The sequence below is a fragment of the Rhizobium sp. R711 genome (assembly GCF_002211365.1).
Taxonomy (GTDB): domain Bacteria; phylum Pseudomonadota; class Alphaproteobacteria; order Rhizobiales; family Rhizobiaceae; genus Rhizobium.
The window spans coordinates 85860-107496 of sequence record NZ_LOKZ01000037.1 but is presented as its reverse complement, the minus strand read 5'-3'; the positions used below and the strand labels follow the sequence as shown (position 1 = coordinate 107496).

Here is a 21637-nt window from a genome sequence, read left to right as displayed (position 1 = left end):
AGATGAAGAAGTTGAGCCGAAGGTTGCCGCCGAGGGACAAGAGAATGAAGAGACAAGAACGTGCCGTCCGCGGCGGCGCGGGCGATACTGTTTTTTCGCGGATCGCGTCTGGGCAGAAAATGTCCATGGAACGATTCAGCGACTACGTCGCCGAAATAGCAACAGAGGCTGGATTCAATCACTACTTGCTGGCCGAATTTCCGCGCGGAGACCGCAGCGGCTTCGTCAGCAACTATCTTGTCGGCAATTGGCCACAAGAGCTCGTCAATTTCTATGAGGAAGCAGACCTCTTCTATTGCTGCAAGCTTATCGCTGCTCTCAAAAGGACGGCGATGCCGGTCTTTTGCGATAACCCGCCTTTCGAGAGCGCGGCGGCAAATCAAGAGAACCAGCAGCTGACGACACTCTTCAGGGTGCATGGCCTGAAAAGCACCTTTGCGTTTGCTTTGCATGACATGCATTTGCGGCAGTACGTTTTTGTGTTCTCGGGGGATCGCGTGCGCCTAACCCGTGCGGAGGCGATGGAGCACGTTTTTCGTGCGATGGAATTCCTAGAGTTATACGGACAGCAGAACCCTCCGGAGCAGCCCACGGAAAGCCTCAGCAACCGGGAAGTCGAATGCCTGCGCTGGTCGGCCGCGGGAAAGAGCAGTGAAGAGATCGCGATTATTCTTGATCTCTCCGCCCATACAGTCGTCGGCTATTTGAAGAGTGCGATGCGAAAGCTCGATTCCGTCAATCGCATGCAGGCAATTGCCCGCGCATTCCGCTATCGCCTGCTCTAGGCATCATCGATCTAATTTACAGCATGATTGCTGAGAGTTCGGTCTTCGTGGCTCCAAACTCATATTGCGCACTGCCGTCATGCAGGAGGGCCAGCCGATCCCCTTCAGTCAGTGACACCAGCGCGCACGCAGTATGGCGCGCCGCGCCAGCCGAAGCCGGGCCAACAGCGGATGCAAGTGCCGTTGTGCGGTTTGCTTCTACCACTGCCGCGTGCCCGTAAGAAGATAATGTGCTTGCTGTCAGCAGCAGGATGTAGAGACCGGTCTCCGGAATAAGCAGGCGATCGCCGACGCCGGACGGAACGACCGGGCCGAGGGTGAAGCCGCCCTGCAGCACATGAAAATCGCTGAAACCGGTTCGGCTGCCGGATGCCGGTGTGGATGTTCCTGCGGCCAAGGACACCCGCGCGATCGGCCTTGCTGGAGTTCTCACGGCACCTCGGGGTGAAATTGTCAGAGCAGTCAGCCAATCGCTGCCGTCGCCGCTGACCTTAACGGAAAACTCGTCGCTTCCGGTGAGACCCATTTCCGCCCGACCCGACCATGCAGTCTGAAACAGCAGGGTGCCAGTTTCCGCGGTGGCGGACTTGTTCACCTTCAACTGGTGTCCAGTGCCAGAATGAGTGAAGAGACTTGCGTCCGAACACGCGGTTGACGGCATCGGGCGATGCGTTGACGCCGATCACAGGAACGGAACCGTCGTCATCAAGCGATATCGCCCGCCACGCGTCATTGCTGAGGGCACGGAGTTGGCCTTGCGTCATGAAAAAGGCTCGCCAGCCCGTCTTCGGCTCGATGTAGATTCAGGCGCCGTCCTGGCGCGTCCTTTCCGGACCATGCGCCACCGGCTCCTTCGGCAACGAGATAGCATTGCCCCTCGGAAGCGTCGGACGGTGGAAGGGAGGGCTCGCCCGCGATCGAGAGTTGGACAATGGCATCGAGACGTTGCAGCGCCTCGTTGTGGGTCACGTGCTTTTGTGCCTGGGACGGTAGGATGTAGGGCAGGGCGAGATTGTTCGTCTGGTCAGACACGGCTTGCCGCTCCCGGAATCGCCGGTGCTGTCCGGCGTGGTTTCATTCACCGAGAATCCTAGATGCCGTGAACGGGGCGTGGACCGCGAGGCGCGCGTCCTGCTGATTTTGCTTGGTTTTTCGACGGGGTTACGCCCGCTGCAGCGCGGATTTGGTGCTGCCCCAGGAAATGAAGCTCGGGTTGGCGAAGTCGCTGTCATGCGCCTGTGAGGTCTTGCCGTAGGTCAGCGGCAATCCGTCCAGCGTGACCGTCGAGCCACCCGCGGCGCGCAGCACGGCGTCGCCGGCAGCCGTATCCCACTCCATCGTGCGCGTGAAGCGCGGATAGACGTCAGCCAGCCCTTCGGCCAGCATGCAGAATTTCAGGGAAGAACCGATGTTGGTGCATCGCGAGATGGCGTTTGCCGCAAGAAAGACGTCCGTCTCGGGGCTATTGTGGGATCTGCTTGCCAACGCCGTCCGGTCGGACGGTTGCGAGCGCACCTGGATAGCTGTCCGCCGGCTCACCTGAAAATGCTCATCGACCAAGAGCTTCTCGGCCCTGTCGTTCTCGCCGGCAAAGGCGACGCCAAGGGCAGGGGCGTAGACGATCCCGGCAAGAGGGCGTCCGTCGCTGATGAAGGCGATATTCACGGTGAATTCGGGCCGCTTGTCGATGAATTCCCGAGTGCCGTCCAGCGGGTCCACAAGGAAGAACGACCTGCCGATCACAGGGGTGTTGCCAGCCGCCACCGATTCTTCCGCGATAATCGGCGTGTTGGGGAAGGCTGCTTCAAGCTGTGCGATGATAATGCGCTCGGCCCGCTCGTCGGCGATGGTGACCGGGCTGTTGTCAGCCTTCCTGGCCGACGGGCATCCCTCAAGGTACACCTGCATGATTTCCTTGCCCGCTTCGAGAGCGGCGCGCTCAAATGTTTCGAGCATTGCTCGCCTTCCGGATGTCACATGTCGCGCCTGTGTAAAGCGCTTTGCTCTATATAGGCAATTCTTCCGGCGATGGGAATCGTATCCCGCGTAAGTTCGCCGTGTGCATTTGGTCGCGTTTCAAAAATGCGAAGCGATGCTTCCATGAAGAGAATTCCAGCTACGCTGGCAGCGACTGGCCTCCGGCATCTGTGCCGTTTACAGTCAAAAAGCGCTTTCTTGAGCTCTGCGTGCCAAAAAAAGCGAATTCCTGACCGTAAAAAAGTCATTTTCACTAAAACGGCAAAGAACTTTGGAGCTTTGCGATTTTGCACTTCCCTTTTGGTTTGAAAGCGGTATGAAATCCTAAAACAAGGGCTCATCAAAGGCTCTAATAACAAGAGATGCTGGCTGAAGCGGTCTGCATCCAGGGGAAATGACATATGGAATATTTTGTCCAGCAGCTCGTTAATGGGCTGACTCTTGGATCCATCTATGGCCTTGTGGCTATTGGCTATACGATGGTTTACGGCATTATCGGCATGATCAACTTCGCCCATGGCGATATCTTCATGCTTGGCGGTTTTGCCGGCCTTATTGTCTTTCTCGTCCTCACTTCCATGTTCGCGGGCCTTCCGGTTGCAGTTCTGCTCCTGGTCATGCTGCTCATTGCGATGCTGATGACGAGTTTGTGGAACTGGACGATTGAGCGTGTTGCTTATCGTCCGCTGCGCGGATCCTTCCGTCTCGCGCCGCTGATCACCGCGATTGGCATGTCGATCACGCTGTCGAACTTCATTCAGGTCACGCAGGGTCCGCGCAACAAGCCGATTCCGCCGCTGGTCAGCACCGTCTACAACATTGCCGGCATTTCCATTTCGCTGAAGCAGATCGTCATTATCCTCATTACGGTCGTGCTGCTGACGGTGTTCTGGTATCTTGTCAATCACACGTCTCTCGGCCGTGCCCAGCGCGCAACCGAGCAGGACCGCAAGATGGCGGCTCTTTTGGGCGTCAATGTCGATCAGACGATTTCCATCACCTTCATCATGGGTGCGGCGCTCGCTGCGGTCGCAGGCACGATGTATCTGATGTATTATGGTGTCGTGAACTTCAACGATGGCTTCGTACCGGGTGTGAAGGCGTTCACCGCGGCCGTTCTCGGCGGCATCGGTTCGCTTCCGGGCGCTGTTCTGGGCGGGTTGATGATTGGCCTGATCGAGTCGCTGTGGTCGGCTTACTTCACCATCGCGTACAAGGATGTGGCGACATTCGCCATCCTCGCTTTCGTGCTGATCTTCAAGCCGACGGGTATCCTGGGCCGGCCGGAAGTCGAGAAGGTTTAACGTCATGGAAAATGTTGTACGTTCCGCTGACAAGCCCGCCAAAGCCGGACTTGTCCAGACGGGTATTAAAGAAGCCCTGTTCGCAGCCCTGATCGCGTTCGGCATGTTCGTGCTGTATGTCGGTCTGAAGACCGATCAGAACATCAGCAACGAGCTCATTATCATCCAGCGCTGGGGCCTGCTGGCCATCTTCGTCGCGATTGCTGCCGTCGGCCGCTTCCTGATGGTCGTTTTTGTGAAGCCGCATCTGGATGCCCGCAAGCTGAAAAAGGCACGCAGTGGCGAGCTGGACATCTCGACCGAGAAGGGCTTTTTTCACACGCATTTTCTGAAGATCGCGCTCGTGGCGCTGCTGCTCTATCCCCCGTTCATCTACGCTGTTGCTGGCCCGCAGGGTTCGCTGAAGTGGGTGGATAACTTTGGTATCCAGATCCTGATCTACGTGATGCTGGCCTGGGGGCTGAACATCGTTGTCGGTCTCGCCGGCCTACTCGATCTCGGTTACGTCGCGTTCTACGCAATCGGAGCGTATTCTTACGCGCTTCTATCCAGCTATTTCGGACTGTCGTTCTGGGTGCTGCTGCCTCTGTCCGGTATTTTGGCAGCGCTGTGGGGTGTCATTCTGGGCTTCCCTGTCCTGCGCCTGCGTGGTGACTACCTCGCGATCGTAACGCTGGCCTTCGGTGAAATCATTCGTCTCGTGATTATCAACTGGACGGATCTCACCAAGGGCACGTTCGGCATCTCGGGTATTCCAAAGGCAACGCTTTTCGGCATTCCCTTCGATGCGAGCGCCGGCGGCTTTGCGAAGCTCTTCCATCTGCCGATGTCCTCGGCCTACTACAAGATCTTTCTGTTCTACCTGATCCTGGCCCTTTGCATGCTGACCGCCTATGTGACGATCCGCCTGCGCCGGATGCCGATTGGCCGCGCATGGGAAGCCCTGCGCGAGGATGAAATCGCCTGCCGCTCCCTTGGCATCAACACGACGACGACGAAGCTCACGGCCTTTGCAACAGGCGCCATGTTTGGCGGCTTCGCGGGCTCCTTCTTTGCTGCCCGACAAGGCTTCGTTTCTCCAGAATCGTTTGTCTTTCTGGAATCGGCTGTCATCCTCGCCATCGTCGTTCTCGGCGGCATGGGTTCGCTGACGGGTATTGCGATTGCCGCAATCGTCATGGTCGGCGGCACGGAACTGCTGCGTGAGATGGATTTCCTGAAAGCGATTTTCGGACCGGACTTCACACCTGAGCTCTATCGCATGCTGCTGTTCGGTCTGGCGATGGTCGTCGTGATGCTGATCAAGCCGCGCGGTTTCGTGGGATCGCGTGAACCGACAGCCTTCCTCAAGGAGCGCAAGGCCGTATCCGGAAGCTTCACCAAGGAGGGCCACGGTTGATGAGCTCTCAGGAAATCAATATGACCAGCGATACTCTGCTCAAGGTCGAGCACCTGTCGATGAAGTTCGGCGGCCTGATGGCGATTAACGACTTCTCATTTGAAGCTAAGCGCGGCGACATTACCGCACTCATCGGCCCGAACGGCGCCGGCAAGACGACGGTCTTCAATTGTATCACCGGCTTTTACAAGCCAACGATGGGGATGATCACGCTGAAGCAGAAGGGCGGCAAGGAGTTCTTGCTGGAACGCCTTCCGGACTTCCGAATCACCAAAGAAGCTAAGGTCGCCCGCACGTTCCAGAACATTCGGCTGTTTTCCGGCCTGACGGTTCTCGAAAATCTACTCGTCGCCCAGCACAACAAGCTGATGAAGGCGTCCGGATTCACCGTGATGGGTCTCGTGGGCATCGGGCCGTATCGGACCGAGGCGAAGAACGCCATCGAACTGGCGCGCCACTGGCTTCAGAAGGCTGATCTCATCGATCGCGCCGATGACCCGGCTGGTGATCTGCCTTACGGCGCTCAGCGCCGGCTCGAGATCGCGCGCGCCATGTGTACCGAACCGGAGCTTCTGTGCCTCGACGAGCCCGCCGCTGGCCTCAATCCCCGCGAGTCGGCTGCGCTGAACGCGCTGCTGCGCAGCATCCGTACGGACAGCGGCACGTCGATCCTTCTGATTGAGCACGACATGTCGGTGGTCATGGAAATTTCCGACCATGTCGTCGTGCTGGAATACGGCCAGAAGATTTCCGACGGCACGCCTGAAGAAGTGAAGCACGATCCGCGGGTTATCGCGGCCTATCTCGGTGTCGAGGACGAGGAAGTGGAAGAAGTGATTGCAGCCGTAGAGAACCTCGAAGGAGGCTCGCACTAATGACTGGTCAGCCACTTCTAAACGTTCAGGGCGTTGAAACCTATTACGGCAACATCCGGGCCCTGGCCGGAATCGACGTCGAGGTCCATCGGGGCGAGATCGTCAGCCTGATCGGTGCCAACGGCGCCGGCAAGTCGACGCTGATGATGACGATTTGCGGAAGCCCGCAGGCACGCGTCGGCTCGGTGATCTTCGATGGGCAAAACATCACGCGTTTGCCCACGCACGAGATTGCACGGCTGCGCATCGCCCAGTCGCCGGAGGGGCGGCGCATTTTCCCGCGCATGACCGTCATGGAAAACCTCCAGATGGGTGCCGGCCTCGACAATCTGAAATACTTCAAAGAGGACGTCGAGAAAGTCTTTGCGATGTTTCCGCGCCTTAAGGAGCGGCAGGGCCAGCGCGGCGGCACGCTCTCGGGCGGCGAGCAGCAGATGCTTTCGATCGGTCGTGCGCTGATGGCGCGTCCGAAGCTGCTGCTCCTCGACGAGCCATCGCTTGGTCTTGCTCCGCTGATCGTCAAGGGCATTTTCGAGGCGATCAAGAAGTTGAACAAGGAAGAGGGGCTGACCGTCTTCCTCGTGGAGCAGAACGCTTTTGCAGCACTGCGTTTGTCGGACCGCGCCTATGTCATGGTCAACGGCAAGGTCACTATGAGCGGTTCCGGTACGGAGCTGCTGGCTAATCCGGAAGTTCGTGCCGCCTATCTTGAAGGCGGGCGTCATTGAGCATGACGAAGAGGAGACTTTGATATGCAGGGACTTTTCTTTGAAGGCGATACGGGTGTGCGCAGCGCCATTCGGCTTTTTGTCGTGCTGATCGGGTTCTGGACGGCGTGGCGGGCCGGCAGAGCCGCGGCCGAGAGCTGGAGCGGCTATCCTCTGGTGATCGCCTATACGGTTCTGCTCGCCGGCGCGATGCAATTCCTGCATCACGCACTGTTCGATGGACCGGTCCTCAGCCTCTTTTACTATGTGATCGACTTCGTCCTTCTTTTGATCTTCTCGACGGCTGGCTATCGCTATCGCCGGACCAATCAGATGGTCAATAACTACTACTGGCTATACCAAAAGACGTCCCCCTTCTCCTGGAAGGCAAAACATTGACAGCCGGTTGAATCTAGGGACAGATTGCCCCTTCGAGTGGAACAAGTTTCCTGGCGCAGTAAAGTGGGTAATGCGCTGGGTAGTGGAACAGAACCCGCTAAAAAATTGGGAGTAATAGAATGAAAAAGTCTCTCCTGTCGGCTGTAGCTCTGACGGCGATGGTCGCCTTCAGTGGCAACGCATGGGCCGACATTATCGTTGGCGTTGCTGGTCCGCTGACCGGCCCGAACGCCGCGTTCGGCGCTCAGCTCCAGAAGGGCGCAGAGCAGGCGGCCGCTGACATCAACGCTGCTGGCGGCATCAACGGCGAGCAGGTCAAGATCGTACTCGGCGACGACGTTTCCGACCCGAAGCAGGGCATCTCGGTTGCGAACAAATTCGCTGCTGACGGCGTCAAGTTCGTTATCGGCCACTTCAACTCGGGCGTTTCGATCCCGGCTTCCGAAGTCTACGCTGAAAACGGCATGCTCGAAATCACCCCGGCCGCTACGAACCCGAAGTTCACCGAGCGCGGTCTCTGGAACACGTTCCGTACCTGCGGTCGTGACGACCAGCAGGGTGCAATCGCCGGCAAGTATCTTGCTGACCACTTCAAGGACGCCAAGATCGCTGTCGTTCACGACAAGACGCCTTACGGCCAGGGTCTCGCTGACGAAACCAAGAAGTCTCTGAACGCTGCTGGCGTTACCGAAGCCCTCTACGAAGGCATCAACGTTGGTGACAAGGACTTCTCGGCCCTCATCGCCAAGATGAAGGAAGCCGGCGTGTCGATCATCTATTGGGGTGGTCTCCACACCGAAGCTGGTCTGATCATCCGTCAGGCTGCAGACCAGGGCCTCAAGGCTACGCTGGTTTCCGGTGATGGTATCGTTTCGAACGAACTGGCATCGATCGCTGGCGATGCAGTTGCCGGCACGCTGAACACCTTCGGTCCCGATCCGACGCTTAACCCGGCCAACAAGGACCTCGTTGCGAAGTTCAAGGCCGCCGGCTTCAACCCGGAAGCGTATACGCTCTACTCCTACGCTGCACTCCAGTCGATCGCTGGCGGTGCGAAGGCTGCTGGTTCGACGGATGCAGAAGCCGTTGCCGCTGCACTGAAGGCAAAGGGCCCGTTCCCGACCGTTCTCGGCGACATGTCGTTCGACGAAAAGGGCGACCCGAAGCTTCCCGGCTACATCATGTACGAGTGGAAGAAGGGTCCGGACGGCAAGTACAGCTACTTCCCGCAGGAAGCCAAGTAAGGGTTCATTCCCGCTTGTGCGGATTTTGGAAGCCCGGTCGCAAGACCGGGCTTCTTCCGTTTGGCCCGTCGGTCTTTTTGCGCTACTGGCTAGAAGGCCAATCACAGCATCCGGAACAGGTGACCATGTCCAAGCCACGCATTCTCGTCACACGCCGCTGGCCGTCAGCCGTCGAACGCATTCTTTCGGAACGGTTCGATGCAACATTGAATCTGGACGATCAGGCGATGAGTGTGGAGGCGCTGGCCCGGACGATCGGAGAGTACGATGCAATTCTGCCGACGGTCTCGGACAAGTTGCCCGCAGCTGTTTTTGATGCGGTGACACCGCGCACACGCATACTCGGCAATTTCGGCGTCGGTTACAATCATATCGACACTAATGCCGCCAGGGATCGCGGGATCGTGGTGACAAATACCCCCGGCGTGCTGACCGATTGCACGGCTGACATCGCCATGCTGCTGCTGCTGACGGTTGCCCGGCGGGGCGGCGAGGGAGAGCGTCAGGTCCGCTCCGGCGAGTGGGACGGGTGGTGCCCGACGCATATGATTGGGACGAAGGTCACCGGCAAAACGGTGGGCATCATCGGCTTTGGGCGCATCGGCAAGGCGTTCGCGCAGCGTTGTCATTTCGGCTTCGGCATGGACGTGGTTTTCTACAACAGGTCTCCCGTCGATCGCGCGGAAGCCGCGCGCTATGGCGCCCGTCAATTGCCAACCGTCGAGGACGTATTGGCGCAATCCGATTTCGTGTCCCTGCATTGCCCAGGCGGCGCGGAAAACCGGCACCTGATGAATGCAGAGCGGCTTGCGGCAATGAAGCCCGGTGCTTTCCTGATCAATACGGCACGCGGCGATGTTGTCGACGAGGTCGCTTTGATTTCGGCCCTGAAGGGCGGCGTCATCCGCGGTGCCGGGCTTGACGTGTATGCGGCCGAGCCGCACGTACCAGACGCATTGAGGGCCATGGAGAATGTCGTTCTGCTACCTCATCTCGGCAGCGCGACGGAGGAAACCCGCACGGCCATGGGGATGAGGGTGGTGGACAATGTTACCGCCTTCTTCGAGGGCAAATCGCCACCTGATCGCGTTGTTTGAGCTGTCGGTTTGATCCGCCGGATGGTCGGATCACGTCTCATGCAGGACATGAGCGGCTTTGACCGCCGCGGAGGCGCGGTTTTCGACGCCGAGCTTCACATAGATCTGTTCGAGATGCTTGTTCACCGTGCGCGCCGACAGGCCGAGAATCTCGCCGATATCGCGGTTGGCCTTGCCTTTCGCAATCCATAACAGCACTTCGGACTCTCTCTGCGTCAGCGAGAAATGCCGGCGCAGCACCTCGTCGTCGGCGCGTGCGTTATTTGCTGTCAGGCGAAACAGATACTCGTCAGCACCGATCGCGCCCAGAAAGGCAAGTTGAAGCACGTCCTTGCCGGCATGCGAAAGCGAGATCGCGCCGTCGCGGGCTGAAGCCGGGCGGGTCTTCATCCATTCGGCAATCTTGCTGACCACCGTGTCCATAGCGTCGTCTCTGTCCATTGCAGCGTTGACGAGACGTGTTGCCTGCGGCGTTGACCAGTGAATGTCGCCGTCGCCCTTGACGGCAAGCAAATGCCGACCGGCGGCGTCCAGCGCAACGCGCGCGCTTTGTGTCGAGCGTGCGTTGCGCAAGTGGACACCGATCCGCGCTCGCAGTTCATCGATATTGATCGGCTTCGTCAGGTAGTCGACGCCTCCGGATTCAAGAGCGCGAACGACATGTTCGGTCTCCGTCAGACCGGTCATGAAGATGACTGGTATCTGGCTGATCGCCGGATTGGATTTGAGTTTCCTACAGGTCTCGAAGCCATCCATAGATGGCATGATCGCATCCAGCAGAATGATGTCGGGGGTAATCCGTTCCACGATGTTCAGCGCGGCGGAGCCCGATGTCGCTATCAGTACGGAGAAACCGGACTGCTCCAGAGCATCGGTCAGGAACCCCAACGCCTCGGGCGAGTCATCCACCAACAGAACGATATCGCGCGGGAGCTCAACCAAGGGTCTCTACCTTCTCATGGAAGCGGTGCAGGAAATTCATGAGGCCGTTCAGATCGAATGAGGCCGCATAGGAACGAAGTTCCTCTGTAAATGGCTGATTTGCTTCCACCTTGGCAAGGTCGGCGAGCTTTGCCTCGATGCCTCTGATGTAGCCGATCTCGGCGAGCCGCAACAATTCCTGGATGTGAGCGGGTCCCGGGCTGACCATCGGCCGATCGTGTTTCGTGGGGGCAGGCTGGATCGCCTCCGCATAGATCCACTTCAAGCCCAGATGCAGCGCAAGCTTGTCGCGCAGCTGCTTGATGTCGACCGGCTTGCCGATGGCATCGCTGTGGCTGTCGTCGCTATCGCGGTGAGCGGCGGCGTCACCGATATTGGCGGACAGCATAACGATCGGAGCGGTCTGGCCACTTGCGCGCAGGCGCGAGACGAGTTGCCAGCCATTCATGCCCGGCATCGAGATATCGACGAGAAACAGATCGGGCTGGATGCCTTCAATCAAGGTCAGGCAGTCTGCCCCGCTTGCCGCGGTCAGAACGACGAAGTCGAGAGGAGCAAGCACCTCGCGCATCATTTCGCGATGGTCCTCATTGTCGTCCACGACGACGATCGTGCGTCGTGGACCGTCGTAGCTGACGATCTTCTTTTCCTGCGGCGGAACCGTCATTTCGCGAAGCACAGCGGAAAGCATGAGGCGAACGCGGAAGACTGTTCCGCGATCCTTCTCGCTGCTTACCGAGATTTCGCCCCCGAGGGTGTTAGTCAGCAGCTGCGTGATCGTCAGGCCGAGGCCAAGGCCCGGCATTGGGCGAATGCTCTCGGCCTCGCCACGCTGGAAAGGCTCGTAGATGCGGCTCAAGTCCTTCTCGGCAATGCCACGCCCGGTGTCGGTAACGGCGAAGGTCGCGACCTGACTGCGGTACCCGACGTCGAAGGTGACGCTGCCTTCGTCGGTGAACTTTATGGCATTGGAGAGCAGGTTGACGAGAATCTGGCGCAGCCGCTTTTCGTCGGTGCGTACGAACTGGGGCAGGGCGGGTGAACGGTCGTGATGGAAGGTCAATCCTTTAGCCTGGGCCTGCGGACGGAACATGTCGACGATCTGATCCAGGAAGTCCTGAATGTTGATCTCGTTGGAATAGACTTGGAGGCGCCCGGCTTCGATCTTGGAGATATCGAGGAGACCATCGATGAGGCCGGAGAGATGCTCGGCGCTACGGCGGATGACCTTGATCGACGACTGCCGCGGAGTGGGAATGGTTTCGTCGCGCTCGAGAATCTGCGCGTAGCCGAGCACGGCATTCAGCGGCGTGCGCAATTCGTGACTGAGGCCGACGACATAGCGGCTCTTGGCGCGGTTGGCGGCTTCGGCGGTTTCCTTGGCGGTCTGGAGTGCCGCGTCGGTCTTCTTGTGGGCGGCGATTTCCTTCAGCAGCAGCGTATTCTGGCGCGAGGACTCTTCCTCGGCAACGACCCGGCTGTCATGCGCGAGCACGTAAAACCAGCAAACGACGCCGCCGATGACGGCGAAGACGAAGAAGACGATCAAGATGGTGCGGTTCACCACCTCGGCGGTTTCCGGCGAGGCTGCGGAGACCTGATGGGCGATCATGGCAAGGATCGTGCCGACGGCCGTCAGTGCCAGGACAACGGCGATGCCGTAGCGGCCGAGGCGGGTGGTCAGCTTCTCAACGACCGTGTCCGGTAGGACTGCCTTGGCGACCGCACCGACCTGTGCGTTGAAGCGCGCCTTCGGCTTGCACATGTCGTGACAGCGGCTGTCGAGCGAACAGCAGAGGGAGCAGATCGGCGCCGCATAGGCCGGGCACCAGGCCATGTCCTCCGGTTCGAAGGGATGCTCGCAGACAGAGCAGGTGATGTTTGTCAGGTTCTTCCAGCTGTGGCGCGGCTTGCGCGCGAGGTAGAATTTGCCCTTCGTGCCCCAGGCGATGAGCGGCGACGCGATCAGTGCGACGACGAGTGTGATGTAGGGCGCGAGCGAGGCGGCGATGGAACCGAAAACGCCGAAATGCGCGATGAGCGCAATGCCGGCCGACAGCGTCATGGCGCCGAGGCCGACCGGGTTGATGTCGTAGAGGTGGGCGCGCTTGAACTCGATGCCGGGAGGGGCGAGCCCGAGCGGCTTGTTGATGAAGAGATCGGCCGAGATCGTGCAGAGCCAGGCCATGGCGATGATCGAGAAGATGCCGAGTGTTTCTTCCAGCAGCTTGTAGATCCCGAGCTCCATCAGCAGAAGCGCGATTGCCACATTGAAGACGAGCCAGATGACGCGGCCGGGATGGCTGTGGGTGAGGCGGGAGAAGAAGTTCGACCAGGCGAGCGAGCCGGCATAGGCATTCATCACGTTGATCTTCAGCTGCGAGACCACCACGAAGGCAGCCATCAGCAACAGCGCGGCGTTGTGCCAGGGGATCATGTAGCCGAAGGCTGTCAGGTACATCTGGGCCGGATCGGCGGCACGATCGACCGGCACGCCCGACGCGAAGGTGAGCACGACGAGGAAGGAGCCGGCGAGCAGCTTCGGCGCGCCGATGATCACCCAACCGGGGCCGGCGAGGAAGACGGCGAGGCGGTGGCGCCAGTTGCGTTGCTTCTCCGGCGGCAGAAAGCGCAGGAAGTCGGCCTGTTCGCCGATCTGCGACATCAGCGCCAGAATGACGGCGGAGGCGGCGCCGAACTCGACGAGATCGAAGGGGGCGACGGTGCCGGGCGGGCCGGACGCATGGCGGATACCGGCAAAAGCCCGCCAGAGATCGAACTTCTCCCAATCCATGACGGCGATGAAGAGGAAGGGCAGGACGTTGAGGACGATCCAGAAAGGCTGGGTCAGCAATTGAAACCGGCTGATCAGCCGGACGCCGTGCGTGACCAGCGGAATGACCATGACGGCGCTGATGATGTAGCCGATCCACAGAGGGATACCGAGCGTCAGCTCCAGAGCGCCGGACATGATCGAGGCCTCGATCGCAAACAGCATGAAGGTGAAGCTGGCATAGATCAGGGACGTGACCGTCGAGCCGATATAGCCGAAGCTCGCGCCTCGCGTCAGCAGATCGATATCGACGCCGTGGCGGATCGCATAGCGGCTGATCGGCAGGCCGATGGCAAGCATGGCGATGCTGGCGACGACAATGGCGAAAAAGGCGTTGGTTGTGCCGTAGGAGAGCGTGATCGCGCCGCCGATCGCTTCGAGCGCGAGGAAGGAAATGGCGCCGATCGCGGTTTGCGAGATGCGTTGCGACGAGAACTGCCGGGCGCTCTTTGCGGTAAAGCGCAGCGCGTAGTCTTCCAGCGTCTGGTTCGCCACCCAGCGATTGTATTCGCGCCGGACCGGAATGATGCGTTGCCGCGCTGCCATGCCTTGGTGCCAGCCCCTTTTGTTCCCCTTGTCATGCGTTCGTAACACGGAACGACACGAGGCTTAAGAGTGCGGCGCAGCGCAAAACTGCACATTTCGCCCCGTCCACTACGTCATATTGCGTATACGCTTTCGCGCTGCAGCACCGGATAGTCCCTTAAGCAACAGTTAACTGCCGGTTTCGGCCTGTTGTCGAACAAGAAGAGGGGATCAACCAGATGAATCTCAAGTCCTATATCACGGGCGCCGCACTCGGCGCCATCATGTCGGCCACGGCCGCGTTCCATGGAGCCGTTGCGGCTGACGACACCATCAAGGTCGGCGTTCTGCATTCGCTGTCCGGCACGATGGCAATTTCCGAAACGACGCTGAAAGACGCCATGCTGATGCTCATCGACGAGCAGAACAAGAAGGGCGGTCTCCTCGGCAAGAAGCTCGAAGCGGTCGTCGTCGACCCGGCTTCCGACTGGCCGCTGTTTGCCGAAAAGGCACGCGAGCTGATCGAAAAGGACAAGGTCGCGGCCGTCTTCGGTTGCTGGACGTCCTCGTCGCGCAAGTCGGTGCTGCCGGTTTTCGAAGAACTCAACTCCATTCTGTTCTACCCGGTTCAGTATGAAGGCGAAGAGTCCTCGCGCAACATCTTCTACACGGGTGCTGCTCCGAACCAGCAGGCTATCCCGGCAGTCGACTACCTGATGGAGAAGGAAGGCGTTAAGCGCTTCGTTCTCGAAGGCACCGACTACGTCTACCCGCGTACGACGAACAAGATCCTGGAAGCCTATCTCGAGTCCAAGGGCATTCCGAAGGAAGACATCGTCATCAACTACACGCCGTTCGGCTTCTCCGACTGGCAGACGGAAGTCAAAAAGATCAAGGAATTCGGCGCGGCCGGGAAGAAGACCGCCGTCGTCTCGACCATCAACGGCGACGCGAACGTTCCGTTCTACAAGGAACTCGGCAACCAGGGCATCAAGGCAACCGACATCCCGGTTGTTGCCTTCTCGGTCGGCGAAGAAGAGCTTGCCGGTCTCGACACCAAGCCGCTCGTCGGCCACCTCGCTGCCTGGAACTACTTCGAGTCGGTCGAAGGCCCTGCGAACAAAAAGTTCATCAAGCAGTGGCACGATTTCACCAAGAACGACAAGCGCGTGACCAACGACCCGATGGAAGCCGCCTATATCGGCTTCAATGCCTGGGTTAAGGCGGTTCAGGCCGCCGGCACGACCGACACGGATAAGGTTCTCGATACGATCATCGGCACCACGGTTCCGAATCTTTCGGGCGGCTATGCGACCGTCATGCCGAACCACCACATCACCAAGCCGGTGCTGATCGGTGAAATCCAGGCGAACGGCCAGTTCGAAATCGTTCAGCAGACCCCGGCAGTCGTTGGCGACGAATGGTCCGACTATCTGCCTGACTCAAAAGACCTGATCTCCGATTGGCGCAAGCCGATGAACTGCGGCAACTTCAATGTTGCCTCGGGCAAATGCGGCGGCAAGGGCTCCTGAGTGCGTTCCACCCCGTCACTCTGACGCCTGAAGACTTCCGCCCGGTCTCTCCTGTCCGGGCGGAAGGTCCATCTCACAGAAGTGCAGCCTTCCCATGTCGTGACAAGCGATCGTACGGATCGCACCTGGAGAAGGCAGATTTCCCCGATTGCGCCGGAAGGCCAATGATGACCGAGGCAAGAAAGCCGATGTATCGCGCCATCAAAATCCTGCTCCTCACGCTCTGCCTGGCAATGCCGGCCTTTGCGACCGCCTTGAAAGCGCAGGAAGATATCCACCCTCTGATCGATGCGCTTGGTGTCGGCGATTTCCCCGAGCGCGAAGCCGCGATCAAGGCACTGGTCGCCTCCAAGGACCCGCGTGTCGGCGAGATCCTGCAGCTTTTGAGCGACGGCCAGCTTTATGTGAGTTCCGAGACCGGCGGCCCCGTGCTGGTGCAGGGCGGCACTGAAGATGAGCCGACCTACGCCGACCCGATTTCCGGCGATGTCGTCTCGGACGTCGATCCTGACTATATGTCCAAGGTCAAGATCAACAATTCGCTACGCACGGTAATTGCCACCGTCACCAGCCAGCTAACCCTATTGAGCCCGGATCGCGGCGCCCGGCTTGCGGCGGCCCAAGGACTACTCAAGGACGCCGATCCGGCAAATCTTGATCTCCTTACCTCTGCGCTCGCCGAAGAGAAGGATGCAGAGGTTAAGAATGCGATGGAAGCGGCGCGCGCTGTCATGGTGCTGAAGAGCGACGTCAGCGCTGAAGAGAAGAAGGCCGCCATCGATACAGTTGCGGCGCGCGGTGGGCGCGATGCGCTGACCATCCTGAATTCCGCGATCACGACCGCTCCAGACGAGCTCAAGGGCGCCATCCAGGCACATATCAACGCGATCAACCGCAGCCTGGCGCTCTGGGATATCGGGCAGAATGTCTGGTACGGGCTGTCGCTCGGATCTGTGCTGCTGCTGGCAGCGATCGGCCTTGCCATCACCTTCGGCGTCATGGGCGTCATCAACATGGCGCATGGCGAAATGGTGATGATCGGCGCCTACACGACGTACGTTGTGCAGGAGTACATCAGCTCCGCCTTTCCGGAACTCGGAAACTACTCGCTAGCGTTCTCCGTGCCGGCGGCCTTCCTCTTTACCGGCTTTGTCGGCCTTGTCATCGAGCGCGTCGTCATCCGCTATCTCTATGGTCGTCCACTTGAAACCCTGCTTGCCACCTGGGGTGTGTCGCTGATCCTGCAGCAGGCGGTCCGCACGATCTTCGGACCGACGAACCGCGAGGTCCGCAATCCGAGCTGGATGTCCGGTGCATTCGAACTAGGCGGTCTCTCGATCACCTGGAACCGCCTCTGGATCATCGTCTTCTCGATGGTCGTGTTCTTTGCGTTGCTCGTACTCCTGAAGCGCTCGGCCTTCGGCCTGCAGATGCGCGCCGTCACGCAGAACCGCCGCATGGCGTCCTCGATGGGCATCCGCACCGGCTGGGTCGATGCCTTCACCTTCGCGCTCGGCTCCGGCATTGCCGGTATCGCGGGCGTCGCGCTCTCGCAGATCGACAACGTCTCGCCGAACCTCGGCCAGAGCTACATCATCGACAGCTTCATGGTCGTGGTCTTCGGCGGCGTTGGCAATCTCTGGGGCACGCTGGTTGGTGCCTTGTCGCTCGGGGTCCTCAACAAGTTCCTCGAACCCTTCGCCGGCGCCGTTCTCGGCAAGATCCTGGTGCTCGTGCTCATCATTCTCTTCATCCAGAAGCGTCCGCGTGGGCTCTTCGCACTCAAAGGAAGGGCGGTGGAAGCATGATTACGGCCTTCCTTCTCCGGTCTCTCGATCGCAAGATCATTGCTGCAATCGTCATTCTGTTTGCGGTCGCGGTCTTGGTGCCGGTGCTCAATCTGTTGACCGCGCCGACCAATCCGCTGCACATCCCTACCTACATCATGGCGCTGTTCGGCAAGTACCTCGCCTATGCGCTGCTGGCACTGGCGCTCGATCTCGTCTGGGGCTTCTGCGGCATCCTCTCGCTTGGTCACGGCGCTTTCTTCGCGCTCGGCGGCTATGCGATGGGCATGTACCTCATGCGCCAGATCGGCTCTCGCGGCGTCTATGGTGACCCCATCCTGCCCGACTTCATGGTCTTCCTGAACTGGAAGGAACTGCCCTGGTTCTGGTACGGCTTCGACAAGTTCTGGTTCGCGGCGCTGATGGTTCTGCTGGTGCCAGGGCTCTTGGCCTTCGTCTTTGGCTGGTTCGCCTTCCGCTCGCGCGTCAACGGCGTCTACCTGTCGATCATCACCCAGGCCATGACCTATGCACTGCTGCTCGCCTTCTTCCGAAACGACATGGGTTTCGGCGGCAACAACGGGATGACCGATTTCAAGGAGATCCTCGGTTTCAACGTCCAGGCGGACGGAACGCGCGCCGCGCTCTTTGCCGCGACCGCCATCTTCCTGGCGCTGTCTCTCATGATCGCCTCGGCCATCGTCCGCTCGAAATTCGGCAAGGTGCTGGTCGGCGTGCGCGATGCGGAAAGCCGCACGCGCTTCCTCGGCTACCGCGTGGAACACTTCAAGCTCTTCACCTTCGTCGTTTCGGCGATGATGGCGGGCATTGCCGGTGCGCTGTACGTGCCGCAAGTCGGGATCATCAACCCCGGCGAATTTGCGCCGGCCAACTCGATCGAAGTCGTCATCTGGACGGCCGTCGGCGGTCGCTCGACGCTGATCGGTCCGATCATCGGCGCCATTCTCGTCAACGGCGGCAAGACGATCTTTACCGGTCTCTTCCCCGAGTTCTGGCTGTTCGCGCTTGGCGGTCTCTTCGTGCTCGTCACGCTGTTCCTGCCGAAGGGTATCGTCGGCACGATTGGCCAGTATCTAAGCAGCCGCAAGCCGAAGACCGAGGCCACGCCGCCCGCGCTTCAGGAAGAGGGCGTCGACGCAAAAATTCAGCCGGCGGAGTGAGCGATCATGATCCCTGACGTCAAACCAAATAGCGTTCTCTATCTCAATAACGTCTCGGTTTCCTTCGACGGCTTCAAGGCGCTGAATTCGCTGTCGATCGTCATTGAGCCCGGTGAGCTGCGCGCCATCATCGGCCCGAACGGTGCCGGCAAGACGACGATGATGGATATCATCACTGGCAAGACGCGACCGGACGAGGGCGAGGTCTTCTTCAGCGGCGACGTCGACCTGACGAAGAGAGACGAGGCCGACATCGCCCAACTCGGGATCGGCCGCAAGTTCCAGAAGCCGACGGTCTTCGAAAGCCACACCGTCTGGGACAATCTGGAACTGGCGCTGAACCGCAAGCGTGGGGTCTTTGCGACGCTGTTCTATCGGCTCGCCAGCGAAGATAAGGCGCGTATCGATGAGATCCTTGAGACGGTCCGGCTGACGCATCGGCGCGACGAACTTGCGGCCAATCTCTCGCACGGCCAGAAACAATGGCTGGAAATCGGCATGCTTCTGGCGCAGGAGCCGAAGCTGCTTCTGGTCGACGAGCCGGTCGCCGGCATGACCGACGCCGAAACAGCCGAAACCGCGATCCTCCTCAAAGAGATCGCCAAGACCCGCTCGGTTGTCGTCGTCGAGCATGACATGGGCTTCATCCGCGACCTTGGCGTCAAGGTGACTTGCCTCGCCGAAGGCTCGGTGTTGGCCGAGGGATCGATCGATTTCGTGAGCTCCGATCCGAAGGTGATCGAGAATTATCTGGGGCGGTGAGATGCTGACAGTCGAGAATGCAAATCTTCATTACGGTGCGGCACAGGCGCTGCGCGGCGTCTCCATCAAGGCTGAAATGGGCAAGATCACTTGCGTGCTGGGGCGTAACGGCGTGGGCAAGAGTTCTCTTCTCCGCGCCGTTACCGGCCAGCATCCCTTGTCTGCCGGCAGCGTCAGCTTCAATGACGTGAAGCTCAACGGACTACCACCGTTTGCGCGGGCCAAGCAGGGCATTGGCTACGTGCCGCAGGGCCGTGAGATCTTTCCCTTGCTGACGGTCAAGGAAAACCTCGAGACCGGATTTGCCCCGCTCGGACGTCGGGACCGCTCCATTCCGGATGATATTTTCAGCCTGTTTCCGGTGCTGCAGTCGATGCTGGGGCGGCGCGGCGGGGATTTGTCCGGCGGGCAGCAACAGCAGCTGGCGATTGGCCGGGCGATGGTGACGCGGCCGAAGATCCTGGTGCTCGACGAGCCGACTGAAGGCATCCAGCCGTCGATCATCAAGGATATCGGCCGGGCGATCCGCTATCTGCGTGACAGTACCGGCATGGCGATCCTGCTGGTCGAGCAATATCTCGATTTCTGCCGCGAACTTGCCGACTATGTCTACATCATGGATCGCGGCGAGATCGTTCACGAGGGTCTTGCGGAAACGCTCGATACGCCGGAAGCACGTCGTCATCTGACTGTCTGATCCCATGGTTATCTGTTGGGCAGATGCTGTTTTCCTCGGCAGTCTCTGAGGGATCTCGCTGCCGCCGGTCCGATCGTGGAGAGCGTCTCGGCACGGCACGGGAATTGCTTGATTTCTGCAGGTTAGTGACTTCAATGAAAAACGGCCGGGTCAACCGGCGGTGCATTGGAAAGGGATGGAATGACGAACGCGGCGGCAGCCACGAGACCGCAGAGAGCCGAGGGGCGCGCGCATCTGGCTGCGAAGACGCTTGACGGGCGTACGCGCCTGCAGGAGCTCTATCAGGAAGGAGCGGCCAAGATCCGCCTTCCGGATACGTTCGATTTCTCCATGGAAGCCGTCATCATCAATACCGCGGGTGGCCTCACCGGCGGCGACCGGATGAACTGGAGCGTTGTGGCTGGCCCCGGCGCCCGTATCGACGTCACCACACAGGCCTGCGAGAAGATCTACAAGGCGTCAGCCGGAACAGCCGAGGTCAACACCAGCATTACCGTCGGCGCGAACGCCCGGGTGGACTGGCTTCCGCAGGAAACCATTCTGTTCGATCGCTCGTCGCTGTTTCGTCGGCTCGAAGTCGATATCGAGGATGATGCCGAATTCCTGGCGGTCGAGGCCATCCTGCTTGGCCGCAAGGCGATGGGGGAGGCGGTGGACACCGGCCTCTTTCGCGACCGCTGGCGCATTCGCAAGGCAGGCAGGCTCTGCCACGCAGAGGGCCTGCAGATGCAGGGCAATGTCGCATCGCTTGCTGGCGCCGATGCCGTGCTCGGCGGCAAAGTCGCGTTTGCGACGGTGCTTTATGTCGGGCCGCGGGCGGAAGCCTACCTTGGCGCAGTACGTCCGTTGCTCGACGGCCATATGGGCGGCGCCAGCAGCTGGGCCGGCAAGCTTATCGTGCGCCTTTCGGCGCCTGATGGCTTTGCGCTCAGAAAAATTCTCATCCCGATCATTTCGACCTTGCGCAATGGAGCGCCGGTACCGAAAGTCTGGAATCTCTAGTTCAAGCAGATGGATGCACGATGAACCTCACACCGAGAGAAAAAGACAAGCTGTTGATTTCGATGGCGGCGATGGTCGCGCGGCGGCGGCTGGAGCGGGGCGTCAAGCTCAATCATCCCGAAGCGATCGCGCTGATTACCGATTTCGTCGTCGAGGGCGCGCGTGATGGTCGCCCGGTTGCGGAACTGATGGAAGCCGGCGCTCATGTCATCGGTCGTCACCAGGTCATGGAAGGTATCGCGGAGATGATCCATGACGTGCAGGTCGAGGCGACCTTTCCCGACGGCACCAAGCTTGTGACCGTCCACGAGCCGATCCGCTGAGGTCCTGATGCTGGAGCTACGCCCCAATTGCGAATGCTGCGACAAGGACCTGCCGCCTGACAGTTCCGAGGCTGCTATCTGCACCTTCGAGTGCACATTCTGCGCCGATTGTGCTGCCGACGTCCTCGGCGGCGTCTGCCCGAATTGCGGCGGCGAGCTCGTGCGCCGCCCCGTGCGTCCGGCTGCCAAGCTTGCCAAATACCCCGCGTCGACAAAGCGCGTTCTGAAGGCCGAGGGCTGCCGGCCCATCAAGGCCGCGTGAGGAG

The 21637-nt window shown here is 59.9% G+C and carries 20 protein-coding genes and 1 pseudogene; 16 read left to right on the top strand and 5 right to left on the bottom strand.

The window, feature by feature from the left end; all coding sequences use genetic code 11:
• Positions 1 to 44: 44 nt before the first annotated feature.
• Positions 45 to 785 carry a LuxR C-terminal-related transcriptional regulator gene (locus ATY80_RS25440; RefSeq protein WP_088695064.1) on the top strand — a complete coding sequence of 247 codons (741 nt, stop codon included), beginning with the start codon at positions 45 to 47 and terminating at the stop codon, positions 783 to 785.
• Between the two features lie 16 nt (positions 786 to 801).
• Here ATY80_RS25440 and ATY80_RS29845 read toward each other — a convergent pair whose 3' ends face one another.
• From ATY80_RS29845 to cysQ, 3 genes are all read right to left on the bottom strand, one after another.
• Positions 802 to 1380, bottom strand: a complete 579-nt coding sequence (locus ATY80_RS29845) for a hypothetical protein (protein ID WP_245306931.1) — start codon at positions 1378 to 1380, stop codon at positions 802 to 804.
• A 134-nt stretch (positions 1381 to 1514) separates the two neighbouring features.
• Entirely contained in the window at positions 1515 to 1817 is a 303-nt protein-coding gene (locus tag ATY80_RS29840; protein ID WP_245306930.1) for a DUF2793 domain-containing protein, read from the bottom strand.
• Positions 1818 to 1946: 129 nt separating this feature from the next.
• A complete protein-coding gene (cysQ, locus tag ATY80_RS25430) occupies positions 1947 to 2741 on the bottom strand; it encodes a 3'(2'),5'-bisphosphate nucleotidase CysQ (protein ID WP_088695063.1) in 795 nt (264 codons plus the stop codon).
• Positions 2742 to 3163: 422 nt separating this feature from the next.
• Here cysQ and ATY80_RS25425 point away from each other — a divergent pair, with 422 nt between their 5' ends.
• The 7 genes from ATY80_RS25425 (at position 3164) to ATY80_RS25395 (ending at position 9787) form a co-directional block, all read left to right on the top strand.
• The gene (locus tag ATY80_RS25425) at positions 3164 to 4066 is read left to right on the top strand and encodes a branched-chain amino acid ABC transporter permease LivH (RefSeq protein WP_088695062.1); all 903 of its coding nucleotides are present in this window, start codon (positions 3164 to 3166) and stop codon (positions 4064 to 4066) included.
• A 4-nt stretch (positions 4067 to 4070) separates the two neighbouring features.
• A complete protein-coding gene (gene livM, locus ATY80_RS25420) occupies positions 4071 to 5465 on the top strand; it encodes a high-affinity branched-chain amino acid ABC transporter permease LivM (protein WP_088695061.1) in 1395 nt (464 codons plus the stop codon).
• 20 nt (positions 5466 to 5485) lie between these two features.
• Positions 5486 to 6340 (top strand): ABC transporter ATP-binding protein, encoded by an 855-nt coding sequence (locus ATY80_RS25415; RefSeq protein ID WP_007533640.1) that lies wholly within the window; start codon positions 5486 to 5488, stop codon positions 6338 to 6340.
• The gene (locus ATY80_RS25410) at positions 6340 to 7068 is read left to right on the top strand and encodes an ABC transporter ATP-binding protein (RefSeq protein ID WP_088695059.1); all 729 of its coding nucleotides are present in this window, start codon (positions 6340 to 6342) and stop codon (positions 7066 to 7068) included. The genes ATY80_RS25415 and ATY80_RS25410 overlap by 1 nt, the downstream gene beginning before the upstream one ends.
• A gap of 24 nt (positions 7069 to 7092) precedes the next feature.
• Positions 7093 to 7446 (top strand): DUF6867 family protein, encoded by a 354-nt coding sequence (locus ATY80_RS25405; RefSeq protein WP_088695058.1) that lies wholly within the window; start codon positions 7093 to 7095, stop codon positions 7444 to 7446.
• 119 nt (positions 7447 to 7565) lie between these two features.
• A complete protein-coding gene (locus tag ATY80_RS25400) occupies positions 7566 to 8690 on the top strand; it encodes a branched-chain amino acid ABC transporter substrate-binding protein (protein ID WP_088695057.1) in 1125 nt (374 codons plus the stop codon).
• Positions 8691 to 8815: 125 nt separating this feature from the next.
• A complete protein-coding gene (locus tag ATY80_RS25395) occupies positions 8816 to 9787 on the top strand; it encodes a D-glycerate dehydrogenase (RefSeq protein ID WP_189637267.1) in 972 nt (323 codons plus the stop codon).
• 30 nt (positions 9788 to 9817) lie between these two features.
• On the opposite strand, the gene ATY80_RS25390 is transcribed toward ATY80_RS25395, so the two are convergent.
• Together ATY80_RS25390 and ATY80_RS25385 are read right to left on the bottom strand one after the other, a co-directional pair.
• Complete coding sequence (locus ATY80_RS25390; RefSeq protein ID WP_088695056.1) at positions 9818 to 10729, bottom strand: response regulator transcription factor; 912 nt, start codon at positions 10727 to 10729, stop codon at positions 9818 to 9820.
• Positions 10722 to 14108, bottom strand: a complete 3387-nt coding sequence (locus ATY80_RS25385; protein ID WP_088695055.1) for an ATP-binding protein — start codon at positions 14106 to 14108, stop codon at positions 10722 to 10724. Before ATY80_RS25385 ends, ATY80_RS25390 begins: the two co-directional genes overlap by 8 nt.
• Positions 14109 to 14326: 218 nt before the next feature.
• On the opposite strand from ATY80_RS25385, the gene urtA reads away from it, so the two are divergent.
• The 8 genes and pseudogenes from urtA (at position 14327) to ATY80_RS25345 (ending at position 21633) form a co-directional block, all read left to right on the top strand.
• The gene (urtA, locus tag ATY80_RS25380; protein ID WP_088695054.1) at positions 14327 to 15619 is read left to right on the top strand and encodes an urea ABC transporter substrate-binding protein; all 1293 of its coding nucleotides are present in this window, start codon (positions 14327 to 14329) and stop codon (positions 15617 to 15619) included.
• A 188-nt stretch (positions 15620 to 15807) separates the two neighbouring features.
• Positions 15808 to 17427, top strand: coding sequence for an urea ABC transporter permease subunit UrtB (gene urtB / locus ATY80_RS25375; RefSeq protein WP_088695195.1), 1620 nt, complete (start codon positions 15808 to 15810; stop codon positions 17425 to 17427).
• Positions 17424 to 18515 (top strand): annotated as a pseudogene (gene urtC / locus ATY80_RS25370) (urea ABC transporter permease subunit UrtC); the annotation flags it as partial. The gene urtB and the pseudogene urtC, both read left to right, overlap by 4 nt.
• Before the next feature lie 78 nt (positions 18516 to 18593).
• Positions 18594 to 19349, top strand: coding sequence for an urea ABC transporter ATP-binding protein UrtD (urtD, locus tag ATY80_RS25365; RefSeq protein ID WP_088695052.1), 756 nt, complete (start codon positions 18594 to 18596; stop codon positions 19347 to 19349).
• 1 nt (position 19350) lies between these two features.
• A complete protein-coding gene (gene urtE / locus ATY80_RS25360; protein ID WP_088695051.1) occupies positions 19351 to 20046 on the top strand; it encodes an urea ABC transporter ATP-binding subunit UrtE in 696 nt (231 codons plus the stop codon).
• Positions 20047 to 20226: 180 nt separating this feature from the next.
• Complete coding sequence (locus ATY80_RS25355; RefSeq protein ID WP_088695050.1) at positions 20227 to 21048, top strand: urease accessory protein UreD; 822 nt, start codon at positions 20227 to 20229, stop codon at positions 21046 to 21048.
• A 20-nt stretch (positions 21049 to 21068) separates the two neighbouring features.
• Complete coding sequence (locus ATY80_RS25350; protein WP_007533656.1) at positions 21069 to 21371, top strand: urease subunit gamma; 303 nt, start codon at positions 21069 to 21071, stop codon at positions 21369 to 21371.
• A gap of 7 nt (positions 21372 to 21378) precedes the next feature.
• Positions 21379 to 21633, top strand: coding sequence for a DUF1272 domain-containing protein (locus tag ATY80_RS25345; RefSeq protein WP_088695049.1), 255 nt, complete (start codon positions 21379 to 21381; stop codon positions 21631 to 21633).
• Positions 21634 to 21637 lie beyond the last annotated feature (4 nt).

What these genes read in the sequence shown, in the direction of transcription:
- ATY80_RS25400 (WP_088695057.1), top strand. Translation starts at nt 7,566, where the DNA reads ATGAAAAAGTCTCTCCTGTCGGCTGTAGCTCTGACGGCGATGGTCGCC.
- ATY80_RS25440 (WP_088695064.1), top strand. Translation starts at nt 45, where the DNA reads ATGAAGAGACAAGAACGTGCCGTCCGCGGCGGCGCGGGCGATACTGTT.
- ATY80_RS25415 (WP_007533640.1), top strand. Translation starts at nt 5,486, where the DNA reads ATGACCAGCGATACTCTGCTCAAGGTCGAGCACCTGTCGATGAAGTTC.
- livM (WP_088695061.1), top strand. Translation starts at nt 4,071, where the DNA reads ATGGAAAATGTTGTACGTTCCGCTGACAAGCCCGCCAAAGCCGGACTT.
- urtD (WP_088695052.1), top strand. Translation starts at nt 18,594, where the DNA reads ATGATCCCTGACGTCAAACCAAATAGCGTTCTCTATCTCAATAACGTC.
- cysQ (WP_088695063.1), bottom strand. Translation starts at nt 2,741, where the DNA reads ATGCTCGAAACATTTGAGCGCGCCGCTCTCGAAGCGGGCAAGGAAATC.
- ATY80_RS25405 (WP_088695058.1), top strand. Translation starts at nt 7,093, where the DNA reads ATGCAGGGACTTTTCTTTGAAGGCGATACGGGTGTGCGCAGCGCCATT.
- urtA (WP_088695054.1), top strand. Translation starts at nt 14,327, where the DNA reads ATGAATCTCAAGTCCTATATCACGGGCGCCGCACTCGGCGCCATCATG.
- ATY80_RS25410 (WP_088695059.1), top strand. Translation starts at nt 6,340, where the DNA reads ATGACTGGTCAGCCACTTCTAAACGTTCAGGGCGTTGAAACCTATTAC.
- ATY80_RS25385 (WP_088695055.1), bottom strand. Translation starts at nt 14,108, where the DNA reads ATGGCAGCGCGGCAACGCATCATTCCGGTCCGGCGCGAATACAATCGC.
- ATY80_RS25355 (WP_088695050.1), top strand. Translation starts at nt 20,227, where the DNA reads ATGACGAACGCGGCGGCAGCCACGAGACCGCAGAGAGCCGAGGGGCGC.
- ATY80_RS25395 (WP_189637267.1), top strand. Translation starts at nt 8,816, where the DNA reads ATGTCCAAGCCACGCATTCTCGTCACACGCCGCTGGCCGTCAGCCGTC.
- urtE (WP_088695051.1), top strand. Translation starts at nt 19,351, where the DNA reads ATGCTGACAGTCGAGAATGCAAATCTTCATTACGGTGCGGCACAGGCG.
- ATY80_RS25350 (WP_007533656.1), top strand. Translation starts at nt 21,069, where the DNA reads ATGAACCTCACACCGAGAGAAAAAGACAAGCTGTTGATTTCGATGGCG.
- ATY80_RS25345 (WP_088695049.1), top strand. Translation starts at nt 21,379, where the DNA reads ATGCTGGAGCTACGCCCCAATTGCGAATGCTGCGACAAGGACCTGCCG.
- ATY80_RS25425 (WP_088695062.1), top strand. Translation starts at nt 3,164, where the DNA reads ATGGAATATTTTGTCCAGCAGCTCGTTAATGGGCTGACTCTTGGATCC.
- urtB (WP_088695195.1), top strand. Translation starts at nt 15,808, where the DNA reads ATGTATCGCGCCATCAAAATCCTGCTCCTCACGCTCTGCCTGGCAATG.